At 73.3% G+C, this 22,508-nt stretch carries 21 protein-coding genes, 1 tRNA gene and 1 pseudogene; 14 read left to right on the top strand and 9 right to left on the bottom strand.

Features of this window, described 5'->3' with window-relative positions:
• Positions 1-29 precede the first annotated feature (29 nt).
• From sfnG to CCO04_RS12515, 5 genes are read left to right on the top strand one after another with little or no spacing between them, the layout of a single operon-like run.
• Positions 30-1,157 (top strand): dimethylsulfone monooxygenase SfnG, encoded by a 1,128-nt coding sequence (gene sfnG, locus CCO04_RS12495; protein ID WP_215814468.1) that lies wholly within the window; start codon positions 30-32, stop codon positions 1,155-1,157.
• Positions 1,154-2,374 carry an SfnB family sulfur acquisition oxidoreductase gene (locus CCO04_RS12500; protein WP_215814469.1) on the top strand — a complete coding sequence of 407 codons (1,221 nt, stop codon included), beginning with the start codon at positions 1,154-1,156 and terminating at the stop codon, positions 2,372-2,374. The genes sfnG and CCO04_RS12500 overlap by 4 nt, the downstream gene beginning before the upstream one ends.
• A 12-nt stretch (positions 2,375-2,386) precedes the next feature.
• Positions 2,387-3,547 (top strand): LLM class flavin-dependent oxidoreductase, encoded by a 1,161-nt coding sequence (locus tag CCO04_RS12505; RefSeq protein ID WP_215814470.1) that lies wholly within the window; start codon positions 2,387-2,389, stop codon positions 3,545-3,547.
• A complete protein-coding gene (locus tag CCO04_RS12510; protein ID WP_215814471.1) occupies positions 3,544-4,032 on the top strand; it encodes an NAD(P)H-dependent oxidoreductase in 489 nt (162 codons plus the stop codon). Before CCO04_RS12505 ends, CCO04_RS12510 begins: the two co-directional genes overlap by 4 nt.
• Positions 4,029-5,438, top strand: coding sequence for an MFS transporter (locus CCO04_RS12515; RefSeq protein ID WP_215814472.1), 1,410 nt, complete (start codon positions 4,029-4,031; stop codon positions 5,436-5,438). Before CCO04_RS12510 ends, CCO04_RS12515 begins: the two co-directional genes overlap by 4 nt.
• A 22-nt stretch (positions 5,439-5,460) precedes the next feature.
• Here the strand turns inward: CCO04_RS12515 and CCO04_RS28545 are convergent.
• Both CCO04_RS28545 and CCO04_RS12520 read right to left on the bottom strand, forming a co-directional pair.
• Positions 5,461-6,312 (bottom strand): annotated as a pseudogene (locus tag CCO04_RS28545) (DUF4349 domain-containing protein); the annotation flags it as partial.
• A 34-nt stretch (positions 6,313-6,346) separates the two neighbouring features.
• Positions 6,347-7,699 (bottom strand): FAD-dependent oxidoreductase, encoded by a 1,353-nt coding sequence (locus tag CCO04_RS12520; protein WP_308281195.1) that lies wholly within the window; start codon positions 7,697-7,699, stop codon positions 6,347-6,349.
• A gap of 169 nt (positions 7,700-7,868) precedes the next feature.
• Here CCO04_RS12520 and CCO04_RS12525 point away from each other — a divergent pair, with 169 nt between their 5' ends.
• The 8 genes from CCO04_RS12525 to CCO04_RS12560 all read left to right on the top strand — a co-directional run bounded on the left by CCO04_RS12525 (position 7,869) and on the right by CCO04_RS12560 (position 14,736).
• Positions 7,869-8,582: a hypothetical protein gene (locus tag CCO04_RS12525; protein WP_215814474.1), complete on the top strand. Its 714-nt coding sequence runs from the start codon at positions 7,869-7,871 to the stop codon at positions 8,580-8,582.
• Between the two features lie 62 nt (positions 8,583-8,644).
• Positions 8,645-10,705, top strand: coding sequence for a sensor histidine kinase (locus CCO04_RS29785; protein WP_215814475.1), 2,061 nt, complete (start codon positions 8,645-8,647; stop codon positions 10,703-10,705).
• Entirely contained in the window at positions 10,702-11,358 is a 657-nt protein-coding gene (locus CCO04_RS12535) for a response regulator transcription factor (RefSeq protein WP_215814476.1), read from the top strand. The genes CCO04_RS29785 and CCO04_RS12535 overlap by 4 nt, the downstream gene beginning before the upstream one ends.
• A gap of 24 nt (positions 11,359-11,382) precedes the next feature.
• Positions 11,383-12,114 carry a hydrogen peroxide-dependent heme synthase gene (hemQ, locus tag CCO04_RS12540; protein WP_215814477.1) on the top strand — a complete coding sequence of 244 codons (732 nt, stop codon included), beginning with the start codon at positions 11,383-11,385 and terminating at the stop codon, positions 12,112-12,114.
• 200 nt (positions 12,115-12,314) lie between these two features.
• The gene (locus tag CCO04_RS12545) at positions 12,315-12,764 is read left to right on the top strand and encodes a cysteine dioxygenase family protein (RefSeq protein WP_215814478.1); all 450 of its coding nucleotides are present in this window, start codon (positions 12,315-12,317) and stop codon (positions 12,762-12,764) included.
• Positions 12,761-13,195: a rhodanese-like domain-containing protein gene (locus CCO04_RS12550; RefSeq protein WP_252373158.1), complete on the top strand. Its 435-nt coding sequence runs from the start codon at positions 12,761-12,763 to the stop codon at positions 13,193-13,195. The genes CCO04_RS12545 and CCO04_RS12550 overlap by 4 nt, the downstream gene beginning before the upstream one ends.
• Before the next feature lie 22 nt (positions 13,196-13,217).
• Positions 13,218-13,622, top strand: coding sequence for a peptide-methionine (R)-S-oxide reductase MsrB (gene msrB, locus CCO04_RS12555; protein WP_215814479.1), 405 nt, complete (start codon positions 13,218-13,220; stop codon positions 13,620-13,622).
• 19 nt (positions 13,623-13,641) lie between these two features.
• Positions 13,642-14,736, top strand: coding sequence for a DNA polymerase domain-containing protein (locus CCO04_RS12560; RefSeq protein WP_215814480.1), 1,095 nt, complete (start codon positions 13,642-13,644; stop codon positions 14,734-14,736).
• Here CCO04_RS12560 and CCO04_RS12565 read toward each other — a convergent pair.
• From CCO04_RS12565 to CCO04_RS12575, 3 genes are all read right to left on the bottom strand, one after another.
• Positions 14,733-15,266: a hypothetical protein gene (locus CCO04_RS12565; RefSeq protein WP_215814481.1), complete on the bottom strand. Its 534-nt coding sequence runs from the start codon at positions 15,264-15,266 to the stop codon at positions 14,733-14,735. The genes CCO04_RS12560 and CCO04_RS12565 overlap by 4 nt on opposite strands.
• Positions 15,267-15,304: 38 nt before the next feature.
• Positions 15,305-16,417 (bottom strand): ATP-dependent DNA ligase, encoded by a 1,113-nt coding sequence (locus CCO04_RS12570; protein ID WP_215814482.1) that lies wholly within the window; start codon positions 16,415-16,417, stop codon positions 15,305-15,307.
• A 39-nt stretch (positions 16,418-16,456) separates the two neighbouring features.
• Positions 16,457-16,529 (bottom strand) — tRNA-Thr (locus CCO04_RS12575).
• Positions 16,530-16,832: 303 nt separating this feature from the next.
• Here CCO04_RS12575 and CCO04_RS29220 point away from each other — a divergent pair.
• Positions 16,833-16,955 carry a hypothetical protein gene (locus tag CCO04_RS29220; RefSeq protein WP_256448504.1) on the top strand — a complete coding sequence of 41 codons (123 nt, stop codon included), beginning with the start codon at positions 16,833-16,835 and terminating at the stop codon, positions 16,953-16,955.
• Between the two features lie 55 nt (positions 16,956-17,010).
• On the opposite strand, the gene CCO04_RS12580 is transcribed toward CCO04_RS29220, so the two are convergent.
• From CCO04_RS12580 to CCO04_RS12595, 4 genes are read right to left on the bottom strand one after another with little or no spacing between them, the layout of a single operon-like run.
• On the bottom strand, positions 17,011-18,360 hold the full coding sequence (locus CCO04_RS12580; protein WP_215814483.1) for a helix-turn-helix transcriptional regulator: 1,350 nt from the start codon (positions 18,358-18,360) through the stop codon (positions 17,011-17,013).
• A complete protein-coding gene (locus CCO04_RS12585) occupies positions 18,350-19,729 on the bottom strand; it encodes a helix-turn-helix domain-containing protein (protein ID WP_215814484.1) in 1,380 nt (459 codons plus the stop codon). The genes CCO04_RS12580 and CCO04_RS12585 overlap by 11 nt, the downstream gene beginning before the upstream one ends.
• A 26-nt stretch (positions 19,730-19,755) precedes the next feature.
• Positions 19,756-21,105 (bottom strand): helix-turn-helix domain-containing protein, encoded by a 1,350-nt coding sequence (locus CCO04_RS12590; RefSeq protein ID WP_215814485.1) that lies wholly within the window; start codon positions 21,103-21,105, stop codon positions 19,756-19,758.
• Entirely contained in the window at positions 21,102-22,457 is a 1,356-nt protein-coding gene (locus CCO04_RS12595) for a helix-turn-helix transcriptional regulator (RefSeq protein WP_215814486.1), read from the bottom strand. The genes CCO04_RS12590 and CCO04_RS12595 overlap by 4 nt, the downstream gene beginning before the upstream one ends.
• Between the last annotated feature and the right edge of the window lie 51 nt (positions 22,458-22,508).

Below are 22,508 nucleotides of genomic sequence, written 5' to 3' on the forward strand. Positions count from 1 at the left end.
ACTACTCGACTTATCCACCGGAGACAGCCATGACCGACCAGCAGCCCTTCGACATCGAGGCCTTCGCCGAGCCGCTCAAGTTCGCCTACTGGGTGCCCAACGTCAGCGGGGGACTCGTGGTGAGCAAGATCGAGCAGCGCACCGACTGGAGCTATGACTACAACGTCCGGCTCGCCCGTCTCGCCGAGAACAACGGCTTCGAGTACGCCCTCACGCAGGTGCGCTACATCGCGTCGTACGGCGCGGCGTACCAGCACGAGTCGACGAGCTTCAGCCTCGCGCTGCTGCTCGCGACCGAGCGGCTCAAGGTGATCGCCGCGGTGCACCCCGGCCTGTGGCAGCCCGGCGTCCTCGCCAAGCTGCTCGCCACGGCCGACCAGATCTCCGGCGGCCGGGCCGCGGTCAACGTCGTCAGCGGCTGGTTCAAGGACGAGTTCACCAAGCTCGGCGAGCCGTGGCTCGAGCACGGCGAGCGCTACCGCCGGGCCGAGGAGTTCATCCGCTACGTCCGCGAGATCTGGACCTCCGAGCACGCCGAGCTCAACGGCGACTTCTACCGGCTCCACGACTTCGACCTCAAGCCCAAGCCGGTCGCCGTCGAGGGCCGCCCGCACCCGGAGATCTTCCAGGGCGGCAACTCCACGGACGCCCGCGGCATGGCCGGCCGGGTCTCCGACTGGTACTTCGCCAACGGCAACACCCCCGAGGGCATCTCCGAGCAGATCCAGGACGTCACCGACGTCGCGACCGTGCACGGGCGCACGGTGAAGTTCGGGCTCAACGGCTTCTTCATCGGCCGCGACACCGAGGCCGAGGCCCGCGACGTGCTGCGCGAGATCGTCGACAAGGCCGACCGCGAGGCGGTCGAGGGCTTCGGCGCCGCGGTCAAGCAGGCCGGTCAGTCCACCGGCGACAAGAAGGGCATGTGGCAGGACTCCGAGTTCGCCGACCTCGTGCAGTACAACGACGGCTTCCGGACCGGCCTGATCGGCACGCCCGAGCAGATCGCCACCCGGATGATCGAGTACAAGAAGCGCGGCGTGAACCTGTTCCTGCTGGGCTTCCTGCACTACCTCGAGGACGTCGAGTACTTCGGCCGCGAGGTGCTGCCCCTGGTGCGCGAGCTGGAGGCGGCCGAGCTGGAGCGCGTCGGATGACGATCGCCGCACCCACCCGCCGCACCGGGCACACCGCCGACTCGGCGATCGCGACGGCCACCGACCTGGCCGCGCGCTTCGCCCGGGGCGCCGCCGTCCGCGACCGGGAGCGGATCCTCCCGGTCGCGGAGGTCGAGGAGCTCTCGGCGTCCGGCCTGCTCGCCATCACCGTGCCGGTCGCGCACGGCGGCGCGGGTCTCGGCGCCGAGGTGCTGGCGGAGGTGGTGCGGCTCATCGCGACCGGCGACCCGAACCTCGCGCAGATCCCGCACAGCCACTTCGTCTACGTCGCCGCGCTGGTCGAGCAGGGGAGCCCCGCGCTGCAGGAGCACCTGCTCGGCGAGGTCCTGGCCGGCAAGCGTTTCGGCAACGCGCAGTCCGAGATCCGCAGCCGCCACGTCCGTGACCACGCGACCACGCTGCGCCCCGACCCGGAGCGCCGTGGCGACTGGCTGCTGGAGGGCGACAAGGGCTACGCCACCGGGGCGCTCTTCGCGCACTGGATCCCCGTCCTGGCGCACCTGGACGACGACGGCCCGCTCCACGTCGCGTGGGTCGAGCGCGATGCCGCCGGGGTCGCCGTCGTCGACGACTGGGACGGCCTCGGCCAGCGGGTGACCGCCAGCGGCACCGTGCGGCTGCGCCGGGTCCGGGTCGCCGGTGACCGGGTGATGCCGTACCACCTGACCTTCGAGCGCCCCCAGGTGTACGGCGCCTTCGCCCAGCTGCTCCACGCCGCGATCGATGCCGGCATCGCGCGCGCCGCCGTACGCGAGGCGGGGACGTTCGTGACCACCAAGAGCCGGCCCTACCCCGACGCCATGGCGCACTACGGCACCGAGCGCGCGGCCGACGACCCGCTCGTCGTCCAGGCGTTCGGCGAGGTCGAGCTCCAGGTCCGGGCCGCCGAGGCACTCGTCGCCGAGGCCGGTCGCGCCGTCGACCGGGCCCGCGCCCGGCTCACCGCGCAGAGCGCCGCCGAGGCCAGCCTCGCCGTCGCCGCGGCCCGGGCCTCGACCACCGCCGCCGCGGTCGACGCGGGCAGCCGCCTCTTCGAGGTCGCCGGCACCCGTTCGGCCATCGCCTCGCTCGACCTCGACCGGCACTGGCGCAACGCCCGTACCCACACCCTGCACGACCCGGCGGCGTGGAAGGTCCACCACCTCGGCCGGCACGCCATCGACGGCACCCTGCCGCCCAACCACGGCCAGATCTAGGAAGTAGAGCGCATGTCCCTGAAGTTCCACTGGTTCCTGCCCACCAACGGTGGCGACGGCCGGCACGTCGTCGGCGGCGGTCACGGCGTCAACCCCGGCCAGGCCGGGCGTCCTGCGGACGTGGCGTACCTGACCCAGGTCGCCCGGGCGGCCGAGGACAACGGCTTCGAGGCGGCGCTCACCCCGACCGGCGCGTGGTGCGAGGACGCCTGGCTGACCACCGCGATGCTCAGCCAGACCAGCGAGCGGCTGAAGTTCCTGGTCGCGTTCCGGCCCGGCATCGTCGCGCCCTACCTCGCCGCGCAGATGGCGGCGACCTTCCAGAACCTCTCCGACGGACGGCTCCTGCTCAACGTCGTCACCGGCGGCGAGAGCCACGAGCAGCGGATGTTCGGCGACTTCCTCGACAAGGACGAGCGCTACGAGCGCTGTGGGGAGTTCCTCGAGATCGTGCGCCGCCTCTGGACCGGCGAGACCGTCGACTTCACCGGCAAGCACCTCTCGGTCGAGGCCGCCAAGCTCGGCCAGATCCCCGACCCGGTGCCGGACATCTACTTCGGCGGCTCCTCGCCCGCGGCCGGCCTCGTCGCCGCCGAGCACGCCGACGTCTACCTGACCTGGGGCGAGCCGCCGCAGGCCGTGGCCGAGAAGATCGCGTGGGTCCGCAGGCTCGCCGCCGAGAGCGGCCGCGACCTCGACGCCCGCCCGATCCGGTTCGGCATCCGGATGCACGTCATCACCCGTGACACCGCCGAGGAGGCCTGGGCCGAGGCCGACCGGCTGCTCGCCGGGATCGACCCCGCCGCGATCGCGAAGGTCCAGGAGGGCCTGCGCCGCAGCGAGTCCGAGGGCCAGCGCCGGATGCTCGACCTGCACAGCGGCAGCACCGCCGACCTGGAGATCTACCCCAACGTCTGGGCCGGCGTCGGTCTGGTCCGCGGCGGGGCCGGCACCGCGCTCGTCGGCAGCCACGAGCAGGTCGCCGACCGGATCGCCGAGTACGCCGACCTCGGCCTCTCCGAGTTCGTGCTCTCGGCCTACCCGCACCTCGAGGGCGCCTACTGGTTCGGCGAGGGCGTGCTGCCGATCCTCGCCGACCGCGGCCTGTGGAAGTACGACGGCCCGCGCCGCCGGGTCAGCGCCTCCGTGCCGTTCGGGGCCGTCGGGCGATGAGCACCGCGGTCCTGGTCGGCAATCCCAAGGCAGCGAGCCGCACGCTGTCCGCGGCACTCCACCTGCACCGCGAGCTCGTCGGTGCCGAGCCGGATCTCGTCGTCGACCTGGCCACCCTCGGCGCCGCGCTGATCGACTGGACCGACCCGGCCGTCGACGACCTCGTCGCGCAGGTGGGGCGGGCGCGGCTGGTCGTCGTCGCGTGCCCGACCTACAAGGCGACGTACACGGGGCTGCTCAAGCTGTTCCTCGACCGGTTCGCGGTCGGGCAGCTCGGCGGGGTCGCCGTACCGCTCATGCTCGGGGCGGGACCGGCCCACGCGCTCGCGCCCGAGCTCGGCCTGGCGCCGCTGCTGACGCACCTGGGCGCCGTCGTACCGGCGGGTGGGCTGTACGTCCTCGACCGGGCGCACGATGATCCCGCTGCCTACGCCGACTGGCTCGGCCGGGCCCGCCCCGTCGTCGACCGCCTCCTCGCCGCGTGAGCGCGGTGGGACCCTCCCCGCGCCGGGTCGCGCTCGCGGCCGCGGTCGGAGCGACGATCGAGTGGTACGACTTCTTCCTCTACGGCACCGCCGCGGGACTGGTCTTCGACAAGCTCTACTTCAACGGCCTCAGCGGCACCGCGGCGACCTTCGCGGCTTTCGGCACCTTCGCCGTGGGCTTCCTCGCCCGCCCGGTGGGCGGGCTGGTCTTCGGCCACTTCGGCGACCGGATCGGCCGCAAGGCGATGCTGATCTGGACCCTCGGCATCATGGGCGCCGGGACCGCGCTCATCGGGCTGCTGCCGTCGTACGACAGCATCGGGGTGCTCGCGCCGATCCTGCTCGTCCTGCTGCGGATCCTCCAGGGCATCGGCGTCGGCGGCGAGTACGGCGGCGCCGTGCTCCTCGCCGTCGAGTTCGCGCCGCCGGAGCGACGGGGCTTCTTCGGCAGCTTCGCGCACATCGGCGTCCCGGGCGGGCTGTTCCTCGCGTCCGGCGCGTTCGCGCTGGCCAGCCGGCTGCCCGAGGAGCAGTTCCTCGCGTGGGGCTGGCGGGTGTGCTTCCTGCTGAGCATCGTGCTGCTCGCGATCGGGGCCTGGATCCGGCTGTCGGTGATGGAGACCCCCGCCTTCCGCGAGGTGCAGCAGCGCAAGGAGGTCAGCGCGATGCCGGTGCGCGAGCTGTTCCGCAACCAGCCGCGCACGCTGCTGCTCGGCATGGGCACCCGCTTCGTCGAGGGCTTCACGTTCAACCTGTACTCGGTGTTCCTGCTGGCGTACGCCGTCAACACCGTCGGCGTCGCGAAGTCGCTCGTGCTCAACGCGATCATGGTCGGTGCGGTGCTCGGCGTCGTGCTGACGCTGGTGTCCGGGGCGCTGAGCGACCGGTTCGGCCGCAAGCCCGTCTACCGGGTCGGCGCCTTGCTGGGGCTGGCCCTGGCGTTCCCGGTCGCGGCCGCTGTGCAGTCGGGCGGCGGTCTCGCCGTCAGCGTGGCCTTCATCGGCGGGTTGGGCCTGGTCTACGGCACCGTCTACGGTCCGCTCGCCGCGTTCTGGAGCGAGCTCTTCGACACCCGCTACCGCTACTCGGCGCTGAGCGCGCTCTACCAGCTCTCCGGGGTCGTGGCGTCCGGGCTGACCCCGCTCATCGCGGCCTGGCTCGTCACCCTCGGTGGGGACTCGCTGTGGCTCGTCGCCGGCTACAACGTCGTTGTAGCGCTGTTGAGCCTGACCTGCATGGCGCTGCTGCCCGAGACCCGCGGCCGGGACCTCACGGTGTCGCCGCCGCGGGAGGGCTCGTCGGCGGGGGCGTCGGGTCCGTCGGCGCCGTCGGTCCGGCCGGCCGGCGGCCGGCACGCCGCCGCAGTGCCCACGCCAGCGGAGCGCCCAGCAGCGCGAGCACGATGAGCCAGGGGAGCGCGAACCCGAGCACCAGGGCGGCGCCGCCGAGCCCGTCGACGAAGGCGTCCCAGCCGCGCTCCAGGCCGCCGAGGAAGCCGCCCTTGTCGTCGTCGCCCTTGTCGTCCTTCTGCGCCGGCTGCTGGATGTAGACGCTCACCGTCGACATCCCGGTCTGGTCCGCCAGCCACTTCTGCCGCGACACGAGGGCGTCGAGGTCGGCCTGGCGGCGGGCCAGCTGGGTCTCGACCGCGACCACCTGCTCGATCGTCTCGGCGCGGGCCAGGAGCGTCTCGATCCGCTCGACGCTCTTGCGCTGCGCGCGGATCCGCGCCTCGACGTCGACGACCTCGCCGGTCACGTCCTCCGAGCTCGTGCTCGAGTCGGTCAGCGTCGCGACGTCCTCGAGCGCGGTGACCACCTCGTCGAACTGGGCCGCCGGGACCCGCAGCACCAGCCGCGCCGAGGCGACCTCGCCCTTGTCGCCGGTCACCGTCTCCTGCTCGCTCACCGAGCCGCGGAAGCGGTCGACGATCTTGCGGACCTCCAGCCGGGTCCGCGCGACGTCCTTGTCCTCCAGGGACACGGTGCCGGTCGAGATCACCGCGGGCGTCGTGGCCTCGTCCTGCTGACCGGGGCTGGCGGGGTTCGCGGGGGCACCGGCCGCCGGATCGGCGTCGGCGGCGGACTCCTGCTTGCTCAGCGAGCCCAGGTCGGCGGCCTCCGGCGCGTCCCGGGTCGCGGCGACGGCGGCGCGGCCGCCGCCGGCCCCGTCGGCGTCGGCGCTGTCGGAGTCGCCGCCGGAACCTGCGCAGGCGGCCAGCGAGACCACGGCGGCCGCACCGGCGAGGGCGAGGGTCAGTCGGGAGCGGGTCTGCTTCATGCGGGTCCGACGCGCCCGCCGGTGGTGCGGTTCCCTACGGCAGCAGGGCCGCGGCCGCGCGGGCCGAGGCGATGGTGGCCGGGATGCCGACGCCGTCGTACGCGGCGCCGCACACGGCGAGCCCCGGGACGGCGGCGACCGCCGCGCGGATCCGGGCGACGCGGTCGGTGTGACCGACCCAGTACTGCGGCAGTCCGCCGCCCCAGCGCTGAACCACGACGTCCTCCGCCGGTACGGCGAGCGGCAGCCCGGTCGCCGCCGCGAGGTCGGCGCGCGAGGCCGCGACGAGCTCGGCGTCGGGCACCTGCAGGACGTCGGCCTCGCCGTAGCGCCCCAGCGAGGTGCGCAGCACCAGCAGCCCGGCGCCGGTCCGGCGTACCCACTCCCACTTGGCGAACGAGAACGTCGCCGCCTTGACCCGGCGCCCGTCGACCGGCGGCACCAGGAAGCCGGAAGCCCCGACGTCGAGCGCCTCCGCGACCGCGGGGTCGTCGGCGCGGAAGGCGAACGTCGCGAGCGCGACCGACGCGTACTCGATCGCCGCCAGCTCCGCCGCCGCGGCGGGCGCGATGTCACCGAGCAGCCGGGCGGTCGGCGCGGCGGGCGTGGCCAGCACGAGTAGGTCGGCGGCCTCGTCGCCGTCGGGGGTGGCGACCACGAAACCCGCGCCGGTACGGCGGATCGCGGTCACCGGGGCGTCGTACCGGATCGCGCAGCCGGGCCGCCCGGCCACGTCCTCGGCGAGCGCGGCGGGCAGCCGCCACATCCCGCCGTCGACGGCGGCGAACACGGGCGGCGCCTCGGCCGGCGGCGGTGGCAGCACGACCTCGTCGCGGACGAGGAGGTCGAGGAGCTGGGGCGCGGCGGAGCGGGTGGAGATGCGGCGGGCCTGGCCGGCGTACACACCGCCGAGGAGGGGCTCGACGAGACGATCGACCACCTCGTCGCCGTACCTCTGGGCGACGAGGTCGCCGACCGCGATGTCACCCCCCGGGACGAAGTGCGGCAGTTGCTGGTCCGAAGCGCGACTCATGCCCTCCGCCGAGAGGATCCCGGACGCCGCCAGCTCGTCGAGGTCGACCGGCGCGCCCATCACCGTGCGCGGCAGCCGGCGCAGTGCCTCGCGGGTCCACACCCGCGAGCTCGCCGCCGTCGGATGGACCAGCGGGAGGCCCAGCGCATCCGCCAGCGCGATCCCCTCGGGACGCCGGTGCAGCATCGCCTCGGCACCGACGTCGACCGTCGCCCCCGCGACCTCCGCGGAGCGCAGCTTGCCCCCGGCCCGGTCGGTCGCCTCCAGCACGAGTACGTCGTGTCCCGCGGCGGCGAGCTCCCGCGCCGCCGTCAGACCTGCGATCCCGGCACCCACGACCACCGCTCGGCTCACGGGTCCAGCCTGCCAGAGCACCCACCCTGCGCCCTCGAGGGGTGAACCCTGCGCCCTCGGCGCCTGAACCCCGCGACTTCGGCCGCCGGAACGTGCTCCTTCGGCGGTCCTGGGAGGTGTGCCGGGTTGTCCCTGTCCCGCGGGACAACCGGCCCGGCACGGTGCTCCCATGACCGCACAGACGCATGTTCCCCCGACCGCCCTCGACCGCGCTGAACCGGGCGACCGGCCGGCCACCTCCCCGCCGACGCGGTGGGCGCTGGCCGGGCTCGGCGCCGGGATCGCCGGCCTCGGTGTCGTCGTGTCGACCTCCATGGTCGACGCCGTGTACGACGAGAAGCTCCAGGGCGACGCCCCGGCGATCGCCGACAAGCTCGGTGACCAGGTGCCGCAGATGGTCGCCTTCCACCTGTTCGCGATGGTCGGCGCGGTGCTCATGATCATCTTCGCGGCGGGGCTGTTCCGCCGACTGCGGGCGACGACGGGGGCCGACAGCGTGCTGCCGCTCGTCGCGTTCTCCGGCGTCCTCGTCACCGCGATCATGCTGGTCGTCGGGTCGGGGCTCGACACCGAGTTCATCTTCGCCGCGAGCGAGCCGGGCATCGTCGCCCCCGAGAACGCCGCGATGTTCAACCACTGGCTCGGCACCATCCCGTGGTGCTGGGGGCTGCTCGGGCTGTCCGGGATCACGCTGTTCGCGGCCGCGCGCCGGGGCGGCGTCCCGCGCTGGATGGGGCTGGTCGGCCTGCTCGGCGGCGGCCTCACCCTCCTGCTCGGCATCTCGCCGCTGCAGTACATGGCCGGGATGACCGGTCCGCTCGGCCTCATCGTGATCGCGCTCGGCTTCCTGGCCGGGGACAAGGCCTACCGCGGCCGCGCGTGAGCCGAGTGAGGAAATCCGCCGGTCCGGCCTGTGGGGGGCCGGACCGGCGGCACAATGTGCCGGTGCAACCCGAGCCCCGGTACGACGACGCGCGCCCCCGCGGCCTCCAGGTCGCGGGCGTGCTCGTCATCCCGGCCCTCTGCGTCGTGCTGCTCCCGGTCGCCGCGTGGATCGACATGGGCGCTCCCGACCGCGGTCCGGGTGTCGACATCGCCGGCGGCCCGGGCTGGCCCTGGGTCGTGGACGGCGTCGTGCTCGGCGCCCTCGCCTCGGTGATCCTGTGCCACGACCGCAAGCAGCGCTTCGGCTGGGTGCTCGCACTCTTCGGCCTGTTCTGGGCGCTCGACGGCTTCTCGCAGAGCTACGTCCACGCCGGGCTGACCGCCGACCACGCCTGGCCGGGCATGACGTTCATGCTGTGGTTCCTCGACCGCTTCGCGTCGTACCTGACCTCGGTCGTCGCGGTGCTCCTGCTCGTCTTCCCGACCGGCCGCTTCCTGCCCGGGCGGTGGACGCCGGCCTCCTGGTGCGCGGTCGGTGTGCTCGGTCTCAGCGGCCTGCTGATCATCGTCGCCCCCGCCGAGGACGAGCAGCGCTCCGGGATGCTGCCCCCCGGCGTCGACCAGGACCCGACCACCATCCACGCCTTCGCCGGCCACGGCCCGGAGCTGGTCTCGCTCGGCATCACGCTCGGGGTGGTCGGCTTCTTCTTCTCGCTGCTCACCGTGGTCGTGCGCTACCGCCGCTCCGAGGGCCTGATGCGCGACCGGATGCGCTGGCTGCTGTGGAGCGTCCTGGTCATCGTCGTCTCGATCGTCGTCACCGTCGTCGCCGAGGTCCCGGGCGCCGACTACACCGGCGCCTTCCTCGCCACCGTGCTGCCGCCGGCCGCGATGACGGTCGCCATCGTGCGCCCCCAGCTGGTCTCGATCCAGGACCTGCTCAGCCGCACCCTCGTCCTCGCCGCACTGGTCACCGTCCTCGTCCTCGCCGACGCCGCCGTGCTCGGCCTGCTCACCCTCGTCCTCGACGACGCGCTCACCCAGGCCCAGGTCGTCACCGTCGTGCTGCTCGTCGCGGTCCTGCTCTACGGACCCCTGCGCAGCCGCCTCTCCGCCGCCGTACGGCGGCTGATGCTCGGCGAGCGCGGCAACCGGTACGACGCCGTGGCCGGCCTCGCCTCCACCCTGGAGACCACCGACGACAGCACCGAGCAGCTCAGCGCCGTCGCCCGCGCGGTCGCCTCGGCGTTCGGCGTCCCCTTTGTCAGCGTCGAGGTCGACCGCGGCCACGGCGAGCGCCTCGTCACGACGTACGGCGAGCGCCCGGCGCAGGTGCGCACCCTCCCGATCACCTACCGCGACGTCACCATCGGCCGTCTCGTGCTGCCCGCCCGCGGCCTGCGCAGCCGGCTGAGCGTGCGCGACGAGGAGCTGCTCGGCGACCTGGTCCGCCAGGCCGCCACCGCCGCCCGCACCAGCCAGCTCGCCGAGGAGGTCCAGCGCAGCCGCGAGCGGCTCGTCACCGCGCGCGAGGAGGAGCGCCGCCGGATCCGCCGCGACCTCCACGACGGGCTCGGCCCCGCGCTCAGCGGCATCGTCTTCCAGCTCGAGGCCGCCCGGATGACCGTCGAGCGCGACCCGGCCCGCGCCCGGGACCAGGTCGAGACGGTGAGCGCCCAGGTGCAGGAGGTCGTGGCCGACGTACGACGGCTCGTGCACGACCTGCGTCCGCCCGCCCTCGACGACCGTGGTCTGGTGGGTGCGCTGCGCCAGCAGGCCGAGTCGCTCGACGTACCGCTCGACGTGGTGGCGCCCGAGGACCTCCGGCTGCCCGCCGCGGTCGAGGTCGCGGCGTACCGGATCGTGGGGGAGGCGCTGACCAACGTCGCCCGTCACGCCGCCGCCTCCCAGGCCCGGCTCGACCTCGCCGTCACCGACGACACGCTCGTCGTCGAGCTCGCCGACGACGGCCGCGGCATCCCCGCCGACCGTGCCGCCGGCGTCGGCCTGGTCAGCCTGCGCGAGCGCGCCGCCGAGCTCGGCGGCACCACCACGATCAGCTCACCCCCGGACGGCGGCACCGTCGTCCGCGCCCGCCTTCCGCTGAGGAGCCCCGCATGACCAGCCCGATCCGCGTCGTCGTGGTCGACGACCACCAGATCGTCCGCGACGGCCTCACCGCGCTCCTCACCGCGCTCGACGGGATCGAGGTCGTCGGCTCGGCCGACGACGGCCGCGAGGCCCTGCACGTCGTCGGGGAGACCGCCCCGGACCTCGTCGTGATGGACATCCAGATGCCCCACCTCGACGGCATCGAGGCCACCCGCTTCCTCACTGGCCGCGACCCCGCGCTGCGCGTGGTCATGCTGACCATGAACGAGGACGACGACACGATCCTCAGCGCGATCCGCGCCGGTGCCTGCGGCTACCTGCTCAAGGGCGCGGGCGCCGACGAGGTCCAGCACGCGATCCGCTCCGCCGCGGCCGGCGGCATGGTCTTCGGCGCGAGCCTCGCCGCCCGCATCGCCGCTCTCTTCGCCGGCGCCACCCCCGCCACCACCGCCGAGGACGAGCCCTTCCCCGAGCTCACCGAGCGCGAGCGCGACGTCCTCCAGCGGATCGCCGCGGGCCGCAGCAACGACGAGATCGCCGGCGAGCTCTACGTCTCCAACAAGACCGTGCGCAACACGGTCTCGGCGATCTACGCCAAGCTCCACGCCACGGGTCGCGCCGACGCCATCGTCAAGGCGCGGGAGGCGGGCTACGGCCGGTAGGACCCGGGCGGCACAATGGCAGGCATGTCGGACCAGGACCCGCAGGCGCACCTCAAGACCAACGCCGCGAAGATCAACGAGCTCAACGACACCATCCGCTTCACGATGTGGTCGGTGTTCCGGCTCGAGCAGACGCTCGGCGCCGACGATGTCGTCCGCAAGCAGGAGACGGCCGAGCTCGAGGCCTTCCTGGCCGACCTCGCTGCCGAGGACGTCGTCGTCCGCGGCCTGTACGACGTCGGCGGCCTCCGCGCCGACGCGGACCTGATGATCTGGTGGCACGCCGCCACCAGCGACCAGCTCCAGGACGCCTACCACCGGCTGCGGCGGACCGCCTTCGGCGCGCGCCTGGCCCCGGTCTGGTCCCAGATGGCGCTGCACCGCCCGGCCGAGTTCAACCGCAGCCACCTGCCGGCCTTCCTCGCCGACGAGCGCGCCCACGCCTACGCCGCCGTCTACCCCTTCGTGCGCTCGTACGAGTGGTACCTCCTCGAGGACGCCGAGCGCCGCCGGCTGCTCGCCGAGCACGGCCAGATGGCCCGCGGGTACCCCGACGTCCGGGCCAACACGGTCCCGAGCTTCGCGCTCGGCGACTACGAGTGGATCCTCGCCTTCGAGGCCGACGACCTGACCCGGATCGTCGACCTGATGCGCCACCTGCGCGGCTCGGAGACCCGCCGCCACGTGCGCGAGGAGGTGCCGTTCTACACCGGCCGCCGGGTCGAGGTCGCCGCGCTGCTGGCCACGCTGCCCTGACCTGGCCTGACGTGACCTGACCTGACCGCCGCACCGGAATCCCGCGCTCGTTTGCAAAGTCTATCGACTTAGTCCACTATGGAGACATGACCCGTCTCCGCCCAGTCCTGCGCGGCACCCTCCGGGCGTCCGGGCTGTGTTGTCGCTGCTGTTGATCCGCACCCCAGATCCAGCACCGACCACTCCCGGAGGAAACCCCCATGACCCAGCTCGCCGTCCTGCCCCTGCTCGAGGTCGTGCGCAACCACGCCGCTGACCCCGACCTGCACCACCTGCTCGACCACGACCCGTACGAGCGCTCGTGGATCCGCCTGCTCACCACCGACGACTACGAGCTCTGGCTGATCTCCTGGCCGGCCGGTGCCGCCACCGACTGGCACGACCACGGCTCGTCGTCCGGCGCCTTCACCGTCCTCGAGGGCCGGCTCACCGAGCACACCTTCGACGGCGGGCTGCGGCTCGTCGACCTCGGTCCCGGCGACGGCAAGGCGTTCGGCGCCGGCTACGCGCACGACGTCCGCAACGCCACCGACGGCCCCGCCCTCTCGCTGCACGCGTACTCGCCGCGGCTGCACACGATGACCCGGTTCAAGTTCCACGGCGACCGGCTCGAGGCCCTCGGCGTCGAGAAGGCCGGGGAGGAGTGGTGAGCACCCTCGCCCCCGCGCCCGCCCCCGCCCGGTACGACGGCGTGGACGCCCTCCTCGCCGACGCCCGCTCCCGCCTCGACCGGATCAGCCCGCGCGCGGCCTTCCAGGAGCTCGTCACCGTCGGCCAGGTGCTCCTCGTCGACATCCGCCCCGCCGCCCAGCGCGCGATCGAGGGCGAGGTCGCCGCCTGGCTGCCCGTCCTCGTGGTCGAGCGCAACGTGCTCGAGTGGCGCTTCGACCCGCGCAGCGACGCCCGGCTCCCCGAGGCGTCGTACGACCTGCGGGTGCTGGTGCTGTGCCAGGAGGGCTACACCTCCTCGCTCGCCGCGGACGCCCTCCGCAGCCTCGGCATCGACCGGGCCACCGACGTCGTCGGCGGTTTCGCCGCCTGGCGCGCGGCCGGGATGCCGGTCGCGGGGGTCGCGGCGTGACCTGCTGAGTACGCTCGGTGTCATGGGTTACGAGGTCGAGAAGACGGACGCGGAGTGGCGCGCGGAGCTCACTCCCGAGGAGTACCAGGTGCTCCGCCAGGCCGGCACCGAGCGGGCCTTCACCGGTGAGTACACCGACACCGAGACCACCGGTGTCTACCGGTGCAAGGCCTGCCAGGCCAAGTTGTTCGAGTCGGACACGAAGTTCCACTCCGGCTGCGGCTGGCCGAGCTTCTACCAGCCGATCAGCGACACGGTGGAGTACATCGAGGACACCTCGCACGGCATGAAGCGGGTCGAGGTCCGCTGCGCCAACTGCGGATCGCACCTCGGTCACGTCTTCCCCGACGGCTACGGCACGCCGACCGGCGACCGGTTCTGCATCAACTCGATCAGCCTGACGCTCGAACCCGCCGACCAGGCCTGACTCCGCATAGGGTCGGCGCATGGCGAAGACCGCGGCGGCGATGGTCCAGGCAGGTGACCGCGAGGTCCGGGTGTCCAGCCCGGACCGGGTGATCTACGAGGCGACCGAGCACACTCCCGAGGTCACCAAGCTCATGGTGGCCGAGTACGTCGCCGCGGCCGGCGACGGTCTCATGCGCGCGCTGCGCGAGCGGCCCACCGCGCTGGAGCGGTGGCCGTCGGGGGTCCGCGAGGGCTTCCGGCTGGCCACCGGTCCGCGCGACAACGACGCCGAGGGCTTCTACCAGAAGCGGGTCCCCAAGGGCGCTCCCGACTACCTGGAGGCCGTCGAGATCACCTTCCCGTCGGGCCGCACCGCCGAGGAGATCTGCCCGACCGAGATCGCCGTCCCGGTCTGGTGCGCCCAGATGGGCGCCCTCACCTTCCACCCCTGGCCGGTCCGGCGCGCGGACGTCGACCACCCCGACGAGCTGCGCATCGACTTCGACCCCCAGCCCGGCACGACCTTCTCCGACGCCGTGCGCGTCGCCGGCGTCGCCCACGAGCTGCTGGGCGAGCTCGGTCTGGTCGGCTTCCCCAAGACGTCCGGCAACCGCGGCGTCCACGTCTACGTCCGGATCGAGCCCCGCTGGGAGTTCACCGACGTCCGCCACGCCGCCATCGCCCTCGGCCGCGAGCTCGCCCGCCGCGACGACCAGGTCACCACGGCGTGGTGGAAGGAGGAGCGCGGCGAGCGCATCTTCATCGACTTCAACCAGAACAACCGCGACCGGACGATCGCGTCGGCGTACTCGCTGCGGCCGTTGCCCGGCGCGCCCGTCTCGACCCCGATGACCTGGGCCGAGCTGGCCGGCGTCACCGACCCGCGCGGCTACAACCTCTTCACCGTCCCCGAGCGCCTCGCCGACGGCGACCCGTGGGCGGGGATCGACGACACGGCGTACTCGCTCCAGCCGCTGCTGGACCTGTGGGACCAGCAGGTCGCCGAGGGCGCGGGCGAGCTCAACTTCCCGCCGGACTACCCGAAGATGCCGGGGGAGCCGCCGCGGGTGCAGCCCAGCAAGAAGGTCGCCGAGCACTGGGACGCGGAGGGCAACCGGGTCGAGGGGACCTAGGCGGTCTCGTGCTCCAGCAGGTGCAGCACCGGTACGCCGAGCTTGCGCCGCGCGCGCGAGGTCCAGTCGACGTGGAAGAACTCCGCGACCAGGTGCGGCCGGGTCAGGATGATCGACTCCCGGCCGTCGACCTCCTTGACCTTGGCGATGAGCGCGTCGACCGGCGGCTCGGTGACGACGCTCGCCGACCCGAGGTGCGCCCCCGTGGCCAGCAGCACGTCGCGGGTGGCGGCCAGGTCGCGGTCGGCCTGGTCGCGGTACTCCTCGCGCAGGGTGTCGATCTCGTCCGGTGAGGGCGTGATCGGGGGCGCGATGATGTCGGCGCCGCCGATGACGCCGAGCGAGGCCTCGACCGCCGCGGCAGCATCGGCCATCGGCAGCAGCACGTGGTAGAAGACCTCGATGGTCGGGTCGTCGTCGAGCTCCAGGTGCAGCGAGCGGACCTGGGCGGCGTCGGCGGCGGTCAGCGCCTTCTCGATGAGCAGGACGACGTCGTAGGGCTCTTCGCGGGGTGCGGACTCGCTGGTCATGGCCCCATCCTGCCCCGGCGACGGTCACCGGTCGAGGATCACCCGCCGAGGACGTCCGCCAGGTCGTAGCGCACCGGCTGCTCGAGCTGCTCGTAGCCGCACGACTCGGGGTCGCGGTCCTCGCGCCAGCGCTTGAAGTGGGCGGTGTGCCGGAAGCGGCGGCCCTCCATGGCGTCGTACTTGACCTCGATGACGCGCTCGGGACGCAACGGCGTGAACGACAGGTCCTTGCCCTGGCTCCACCGGCTCTGGGTGCCGGGCTGGCGACCGGGGTTGGCCACCAGGAACTCCTGCCAGCGACCCCACGGGTGCTCCTCGATCGGGACGACGAGCGCCTGCAGCTCGTGCCACAGCTCGGACCGGCGGGCCGCGGTGAAGGACGCGCTGACGCCGATGTGCTGCAGCTCGCCGCCGTCGTACAGGCCGAGGAGGAGGCTGCCGATCAACGGGTTCTCCGGCGTGCTCGTCTTGTGCTCGCGGTAGCCGGCCAGCACCACGTCGGCCGTGCGCTCGTGCTTGATCTTGAGCATCGTGCGGGCGTTGGGGGAGTACGGCGCGCTCAGCGGCTTCGCGATCACCCCGTCGAGCCCCGCCCCCTCGAACTGGTGGAACCACTCCTCGGCGACCGCCGGGTCGGTGCTCGTCCGGGTGAGGTGGCAGCGACCGCTCTCGCCGGAGAGGTGGGCGAGCGCCTCCTCCAGCGCCGCACGCCGCTCGGCGAACGGCCGCTCCAGGTACGAGATGTCGTCGAGCGCGAGCAGGTCGAAGGCGACGAAGTCCGCCGGCGTCTGCTCGGCGAGCAGGTTGATCCGCGACGCCGCCGGGTGGATCCGCTCCTGCAGCACCTCGAACTGCAGGCGCCCCTTGCCGTCCCCACCCTGCTGCGCCACGAAGATCTCGCCGTCCAGCACGCACCGCGCCGGCAGCTCCGCCTTCATCGCCTCGACCAGCTCGGGGAAGTAGCGCGTCAGCGGCTTGGTGTTCCGGCTCGCCAGCTCGATCTCGTCGCCGTCGCGGAACACGAGGCACCGGAAGCCGTCCCACTTGGGCTCGAAGCTGAGCCCCTGGTCGTCGTACTTGGCGGGGTCGGGGACACCCGAGACGGCCTTGGCGAGCATCGGCAGGACGGGCGGCAGCACAGGGAGGTCCACGCTGCTGAGACTAGGCCTTGGCGCGCGATTCATCGGCGGAGCCGGTGACAGGATTTGAACCCGCGACCCTCTTATTACAAGTAAGACGCTCTACCAACTGAGCTACACCGGCCTGTGCCCGGCGTCCGGGCACCGCGCAATCCTAGTCAGCCCGCGCGCCGTCGTACGACGGCAGCCGCTGGTCGAGCCCGCCGCCTTCTCACGGCCGCCTCCCGGCGTACTGACTTGTCTGGAAGTGCCCGCTCAGCGGGCCGATCTGTCTCGCTAAGTGGGACACGGGGCGCCCCACGAGCCTCATTGACAACTCTAGTCATCAAAACTAGGCAACTCCTGGATCTGAGAGTTGTCCAATACTTACCGTCCCGTGTCACGGGGGGTGCGAAAGGCGCACGCCCCGCGACGAAAGGGAACGGGAATGTCGCGTCTGAAGAAGGCTCTGGTCGTCAGCGTGGTCGCTGGGATGTCGGTGGTCGGGGTGGTGGCCGCGCCGCCTACGCCTGCGGGCTCCGTCCTGGCGGACAAGGGCGCCTGCTGCTGAGCCCACGCGTCTCGTGCCCGGATCCGCGGCGGTGGCCGCGGATCCGGCGGGCGGCTCAGGAGCGCGGTCGGAGGCCCTGGGAGACGGCGGCACGACGGTAGGCGTCGGCTGCGAGCTCCAGCTCGTCGAGATCGGCGAAGACGCTCGCCACCCGGAACCACACCTGGGCGGCGTCGCCGTCCGCACCGCAGGCGGTGAGCATGAGCACTGCCTGCTCCAGGTGGGCATAGGTGTCCTCGAAGTCGCCCTGTCTCGCGGCGAGCGTGGCCAGCAACGTGAAGTGCCACGCGCGGAGCTCGACGGCGTCGTCGGGCGTCAGCGCGTCGCTCTCGGCGAGCGCATCGCGTGCGGCGTCGGTGTCCCCGAGTTCGAGGTGGGCCCGGGCCAGGATCTGTCGATGCCGGGCGACCTCGACCGCACTGGCGCCGGCCATCGTCAGCTCGGTGCCGGCGAGGGTGAGCATTTCGAGCGCCGCGACGGCGTCGGGTGGGTCCTGGGCGAGGTACGCGTTGCCGGTCTGCATGCGCAGCACGCCCAGGTTGCGCAGGTCCCCCTGCTCGCCGAACAGCGCCAGCGCCTGCAGCCCGAGGGAGAGCGAGGCGACCACGTCGCCGCCGACGTACTTCGCCAGACTGGCGTTCCACAGAGCCGAGGCCTTGGCGACCGGGAGTCCGTGGCGATCGGCCAGGTCGGCAGCGCGCATGCACATCCGGGTCGCGTGCCCGATGTCGCCGGTGGCCGACCGGAAGATATAGGCCGCGGTGACGGTCACCATGAGCTGGATCGCTTCGGTGAGGTCATCCAGGCCGAGCTCACGGATGGTTTGCTCTGCCTCCTCGCCGACCGCGATGGCCTGGTCGAGCTCGCCCGACTCGCGGTAGCAACGACTGAGCGAGATGAGGTCCTTGATCCACTGCGGGTCCTGTCGCGGAACCAGGGTCAGGGCGTGGAGGTCGGTGATCGCGGAGGCCAGGTCGCCTACCGCTTCGAGCGCGGTCGCGCGCAGGCGCCGTGCGTCGCGTTCCAGGTGGGGAGCCGTGGCGCGGGCGCTCTGCAGCTGTTCGAGGACGCGGTCGGCGACAGCGCATGCGTCCGACGAGTGCTGCCCCGACAGGGCGAGGCGTGCGTGGTCCAGCTCGCCCTGGAGCACGGTGAGGACATCGCGGCTCAGGCCGGTCGCCAGCATCTCGACCGTGGTGTCGGTGTGGTCGGCGACGGCGGTCACGAAGGCGGGAGCAAGGGGCCGACGGCCGTCCTCGAGGTCGGCGAGCGCCGCCTCGTCCACGCCTGTCGCCCGGCACAGCTCGCCGGCCGTCAGGGCGGCCGTCTCGCGTGCAGCTCGGATCCGCGCGCCGACGACCGCGGGATCGACGGCGGACAGGAGGATGTCCAGGTCAGGCGTCATCACTGCGCTCTCGTCCCAGGGGTTCGCTCACGGCGGGGGAACGAAGCCCCTGGGCAACGCAGGCGCGATGGAGGGCATCGGCTGCGTGGTCGAGCTCGCCGAGCTCCTCGAAGGCGGCGCCGAGCCGGTACCACGCCAGCGCGATGACGTCGTCCGCCTGGCAGGTGGTGAGCAGATGGGTGGCCGCGTGCAGTGATGCGAGCGCGCCGTCGACATCTCGGAGCCGTGCCGCGATCCGCGCGCGCAGCATGAGCTGCCAGGCGCGGACGTCGATGGCGTCAGCAGGAGTGATCTCCTCGCTCTCGTCGAGCAGGCGCCGGGCCGTCTCGTCATCGCCGAGCGCGTGGTGGGCGCGCGCGGTGTTGAGCCGATGCCGGGCTAGATGGACGACCCCGGCGCCGACTCCTTCCAGGTCCTCCCGGGCGAGCGCCAGGAGCGCGAGGGCGATGCGCGGGTCGGAATCCTCCAGGTCGAGGCGGATGCTCGCCACCTGGGACCGCAGCATGCCGATGCGCAGGGAGTCGCCGCCCGGCTCGAGCAGCTCGAGCGCTGCCGTGGCGAGGTGCAGGGCGGCCGGGAGGTCGCCGGCCGCTTGCTTGGCCACGCCGGCGTTCCACAGTGCCGCTCCCTTGGCCGAGGCGAGGCCGAGCCGCTCGGCGTGCGCAGCGGCCCGCCTGCAGATCCGGGCGCAGTGGCCGAAGTCGCCGTGCAGGAGGTGCCCGATCGCGCACGACACCGTGAGCTGGATCGCCTGCGTCGTGTCGGCGAGGCCGAGGTCCTTGATGAGGTCCGCCGAGCGCTCGCCGACAGCGATCATCTCGTCGATCTGGAGCGACTCCCGGTAGCAGCGGGCCAGCGAGATCAGGTCCTCGACCCACTCCACCTCCGCCACCGGTACGACGGACACCCGCCGCAGCTCCTCGACCGCACCGTTGAGGTCCCCCGAGGCCTCCAGCGCCCGCGCCCGCAGCCGCCGCGCCGCCCGGTCCAGGTGCGGTGCCGTCGCCCCGGCCGCGTCGAGCTGGGTGAGGATGCGCTCGGCGGTGGTCAGGGCGCCGGCGGGGGAGCTGCTCGACAGGGAGAGGCGGGCGAGGTCGAGGTCGCCCTGCAGGTCGGTGAGGGCGTCCTGGCTCAGCCCGGTGATCAGCAGCTCGACCGATGCTGCGGTGCTCGCGGCGACCGCGGTCAGGAGGGTGAGGTCGGCGGGACGGCGGCCGTGCTCGACGTCGTCGAGGGTGGCGGGGTCGAGGCCGGTCGCGTGGGACAGGTCGGTGAGGGGGAGGGCGAAGAGCTCGCGGGCGGCGCGCACGCGCTCGCCGACGACCTTCGGATCGACCTGCTGCAGCAGGTCGGCCAGGTCGGTCGTCACGGTGGTCAAGATAGCCCGCTGGGTGGTCAGGAACGCCCGCGGATACCGCGGCAGATGCTGGCGCGGCGGTAGGCGTCGATGGCCTGCTCGGGCTCGTCGAGGGCGACGAGGATGTCGCCGAGCTCGAACCAGAGCTGGCCGATGTCGGAGCGGGAGTCGATGGCGTAGAGGAGGGCGACGGCGTCCTGGAAGTGGCCGCGGGCGCCGGCGAGGTCGCCGCGGGCGGCGCAGATCCGGCCGCGGAGGGCGGTCTGCCACGCCTGCATCTCCGGTACGTCGGCCGGGCGGGCGCGCTCGCTCTCGTCGAGGACGGCGCTGGCGTGGTCGTCGTCGCCGAGCAGGTGCAGGGCGTGGGCGGTCATCAGCCGGTGGCCGGCCAGGTCGACGGCGCCGGCGGTCGACCAGTCGATCTCCTCGCGGGCCAGCGCGAGGATCTCCAGGGCGCCGAGGGCGTCGGGTGGGTGCAGGGCCAGGCGGATGCTCGCGACCTGGGTCCGGAGCCGGCCGAGGTTGCGGGTGTCGCCGTGGGTGGCGAAGTACTCGAGCGCCTCGAGGGCGTCGGTGAGTGCGGCCAGGGCGAAGCCGTCCTCGTGCAGGGCGATGCTGCGGTTCCACAGGGCGGAGGCGCGGGCGAGGTGGAGGCCGAGCTGCTCGGCCTCCTCGGCGGCGCGGGTGCAGATCCGGGTGGCGTGGCCGAGGTCGCCGCGGCCGACGTACGCGCCGGCGACGGTGATGGCGAGCTGGAAGGCCTCGTCGGTGGTGGCCAGGCCGAGGTCGCGGATGGTGGGCTCGGCGTCCTCGCCGGTGGCGATCGCGCGGTCGAGGTCGCCGGCGTTGCGGTGGCAGCGGCTGAGGGAGATGAGGTCCTGGACCCACCGCAGCTCCGCCACCGGTACGGCGGTCAGGTGGTCGAGGTCGGCGATGGCGCCGGTGATGTCCCCGGCCGCCTCGCGGGCGGTGGCGCGCAGGCGGCGCGCGGCGCGCTCGAGGTGGGGCGCGGTCGCGCCGGCCGCGGCGAGCCGGTCGAGGACGCCGTCCGCGGTGGTGAGGGCGGCGGCCGGGCTGTGGGTGGTCAGGCCGAGCCCGGCGAGGTCGAGCTCGCCGCCGAGGTCGGTCGCCAGGTCGTCGCTCAGGCCGGTGACGAGGACCTCGGCGGTGGTGCCGGTCGCGGCGGCGATCCGGACCAGGACGTCCAGGTCGGGCAGGTGCCGGCCGTGCTCGACGTCGTCGAGGAGGACGACGCCGAGGCCGGTCGACCGGGAGAGCTCGACCAGGGAGAGGGTGGCGTCGGCGCGGGCCGCGCGGACCCGGCCGCCGACGACGACGGGGCCGACCTGGGCGAGGAGCGTGCTCAGGTCGGGCGACAGGGTCGTCACGACATCCTCGGGAGCGGGGTGAGGACCGGGGCCCGCAGGCCCTGGGAGGCGCCCGCGCTGCGGAACGCCTGGAGGGCGAGCTCGTCCTCGCCGAGCGTGGTGAGGGTGTCGCCGAGCTCGAACCACAGCTGGGCGGCGTCCTTGTCGGAGCCGTTGCCGACCAGCGTGTGCACGGCGCTGAGGAAGTGCTCACGGGCGCGGTGCGCGTCGCCGCGGTCGGCCGCCAGCCGGCCCCGCAGTGCCGACTGCCAGGCGCGCAGGTCGAGGGCCTCGTCGGGGGTGAGCGCCACGCTCTCGTCGAGCAGGTCGGCGGCGGTCTCCTCGTCGCCGAGACGGTGCCGGACCCGGGCGGCGCAGAGCCGGTGCCGGGCGGCGTCGAGGCTGGTGGAGGGAGCCGCGTCGAGCTCGACGCGCGCACGGTCGAGCATCGCGAGCGCGCCGTCGAGGTCGGGCGAGGGGAGCTTGAGCTGCAGGGTCACCACGTCGATCCGCAGCCGGGCCAGCAGCCGGGTCTCGCCCTGCCGCTCGTAGATGGCCAGGGCCTCGAGGGCGAGGTCGAGGCCGCCGGCCGGGTCGCCGCCGGCGTCCAGGGCGCAGCTGGCGTTCCACATCGCCGAGGCCTTGGCCACCGGCAGGCCGTACTGGTCGGCCTGGTCGGCCGCGCGCCGGCACAGCCGCGCCCCGTGGCGCACGTCGCCGCGGAAGAGGTAGGCCATCGCGACGGTCACGGCGAGCTGGATCGCCTCGGTCGTCTCGGCCAGTCCCAGCCAGCGGATGGTGGTCGTCGCGTCCTCGCCGACCGCGATGGCGTCGTCCAGCTCGCCGAGCTCGCGGTGGCACCGGCTGAGCGCGATGAGGTCCTTGATCCACCCCACCTCCGCCACCGGTACGGCGCTCACCCGGCGCAGCTCGTCGACCGCCCCCGCCAGGTCGCCCAGGATCTCCAGCGCGGTCGCGCGCAGCCGCCGGGCGGCGAGGTCGAGGTAGGGCAGCGAGGCCGTGGAGAGCAGGTCGATGATCCGGTCGGCGGTCTCGAGCGCCGCCTCGGCGCTGGCGCCCGAGAGCCCGAGCGACGCGTCGTCGATCCGGCGGTACAGCTCGGGCACCAGGTCGGCGGGCACCCCGAGGAGCAGGACGTCGGCGGAGGTCCAGGTGTGCTCGGCGAGGGCGCTGAGCACGAGCAGGGTGGGCCGCGCACGGCCGGCCTCGAGGTCGGCCAGGTGGGTCGGGGTGGTGCCGGCCAGGCCGGCGAGCTCGGGCAGGTCGAGCCCGGCCGTCGCGCGGGCAGCACGAATCCGGCGGCCCAGGGCCGCGGGGTCGATCAGTCGGAGGAGCTCTGTCTGCTCAGGCACCACGGGCCCCATCGTGCCGGGTACGTCCGGCCTCGGGCGGGCCATCTCGAA

Source organism: Pimelobacter sp. 30-1 (assembly GCF_018831735.1).
Taxonomy (GTDB): domain Bacteria; phylum Actinomycetota; class Actinomycetes; order Propionibacteriales; family Nocardioidaceae; genus Nocardioides.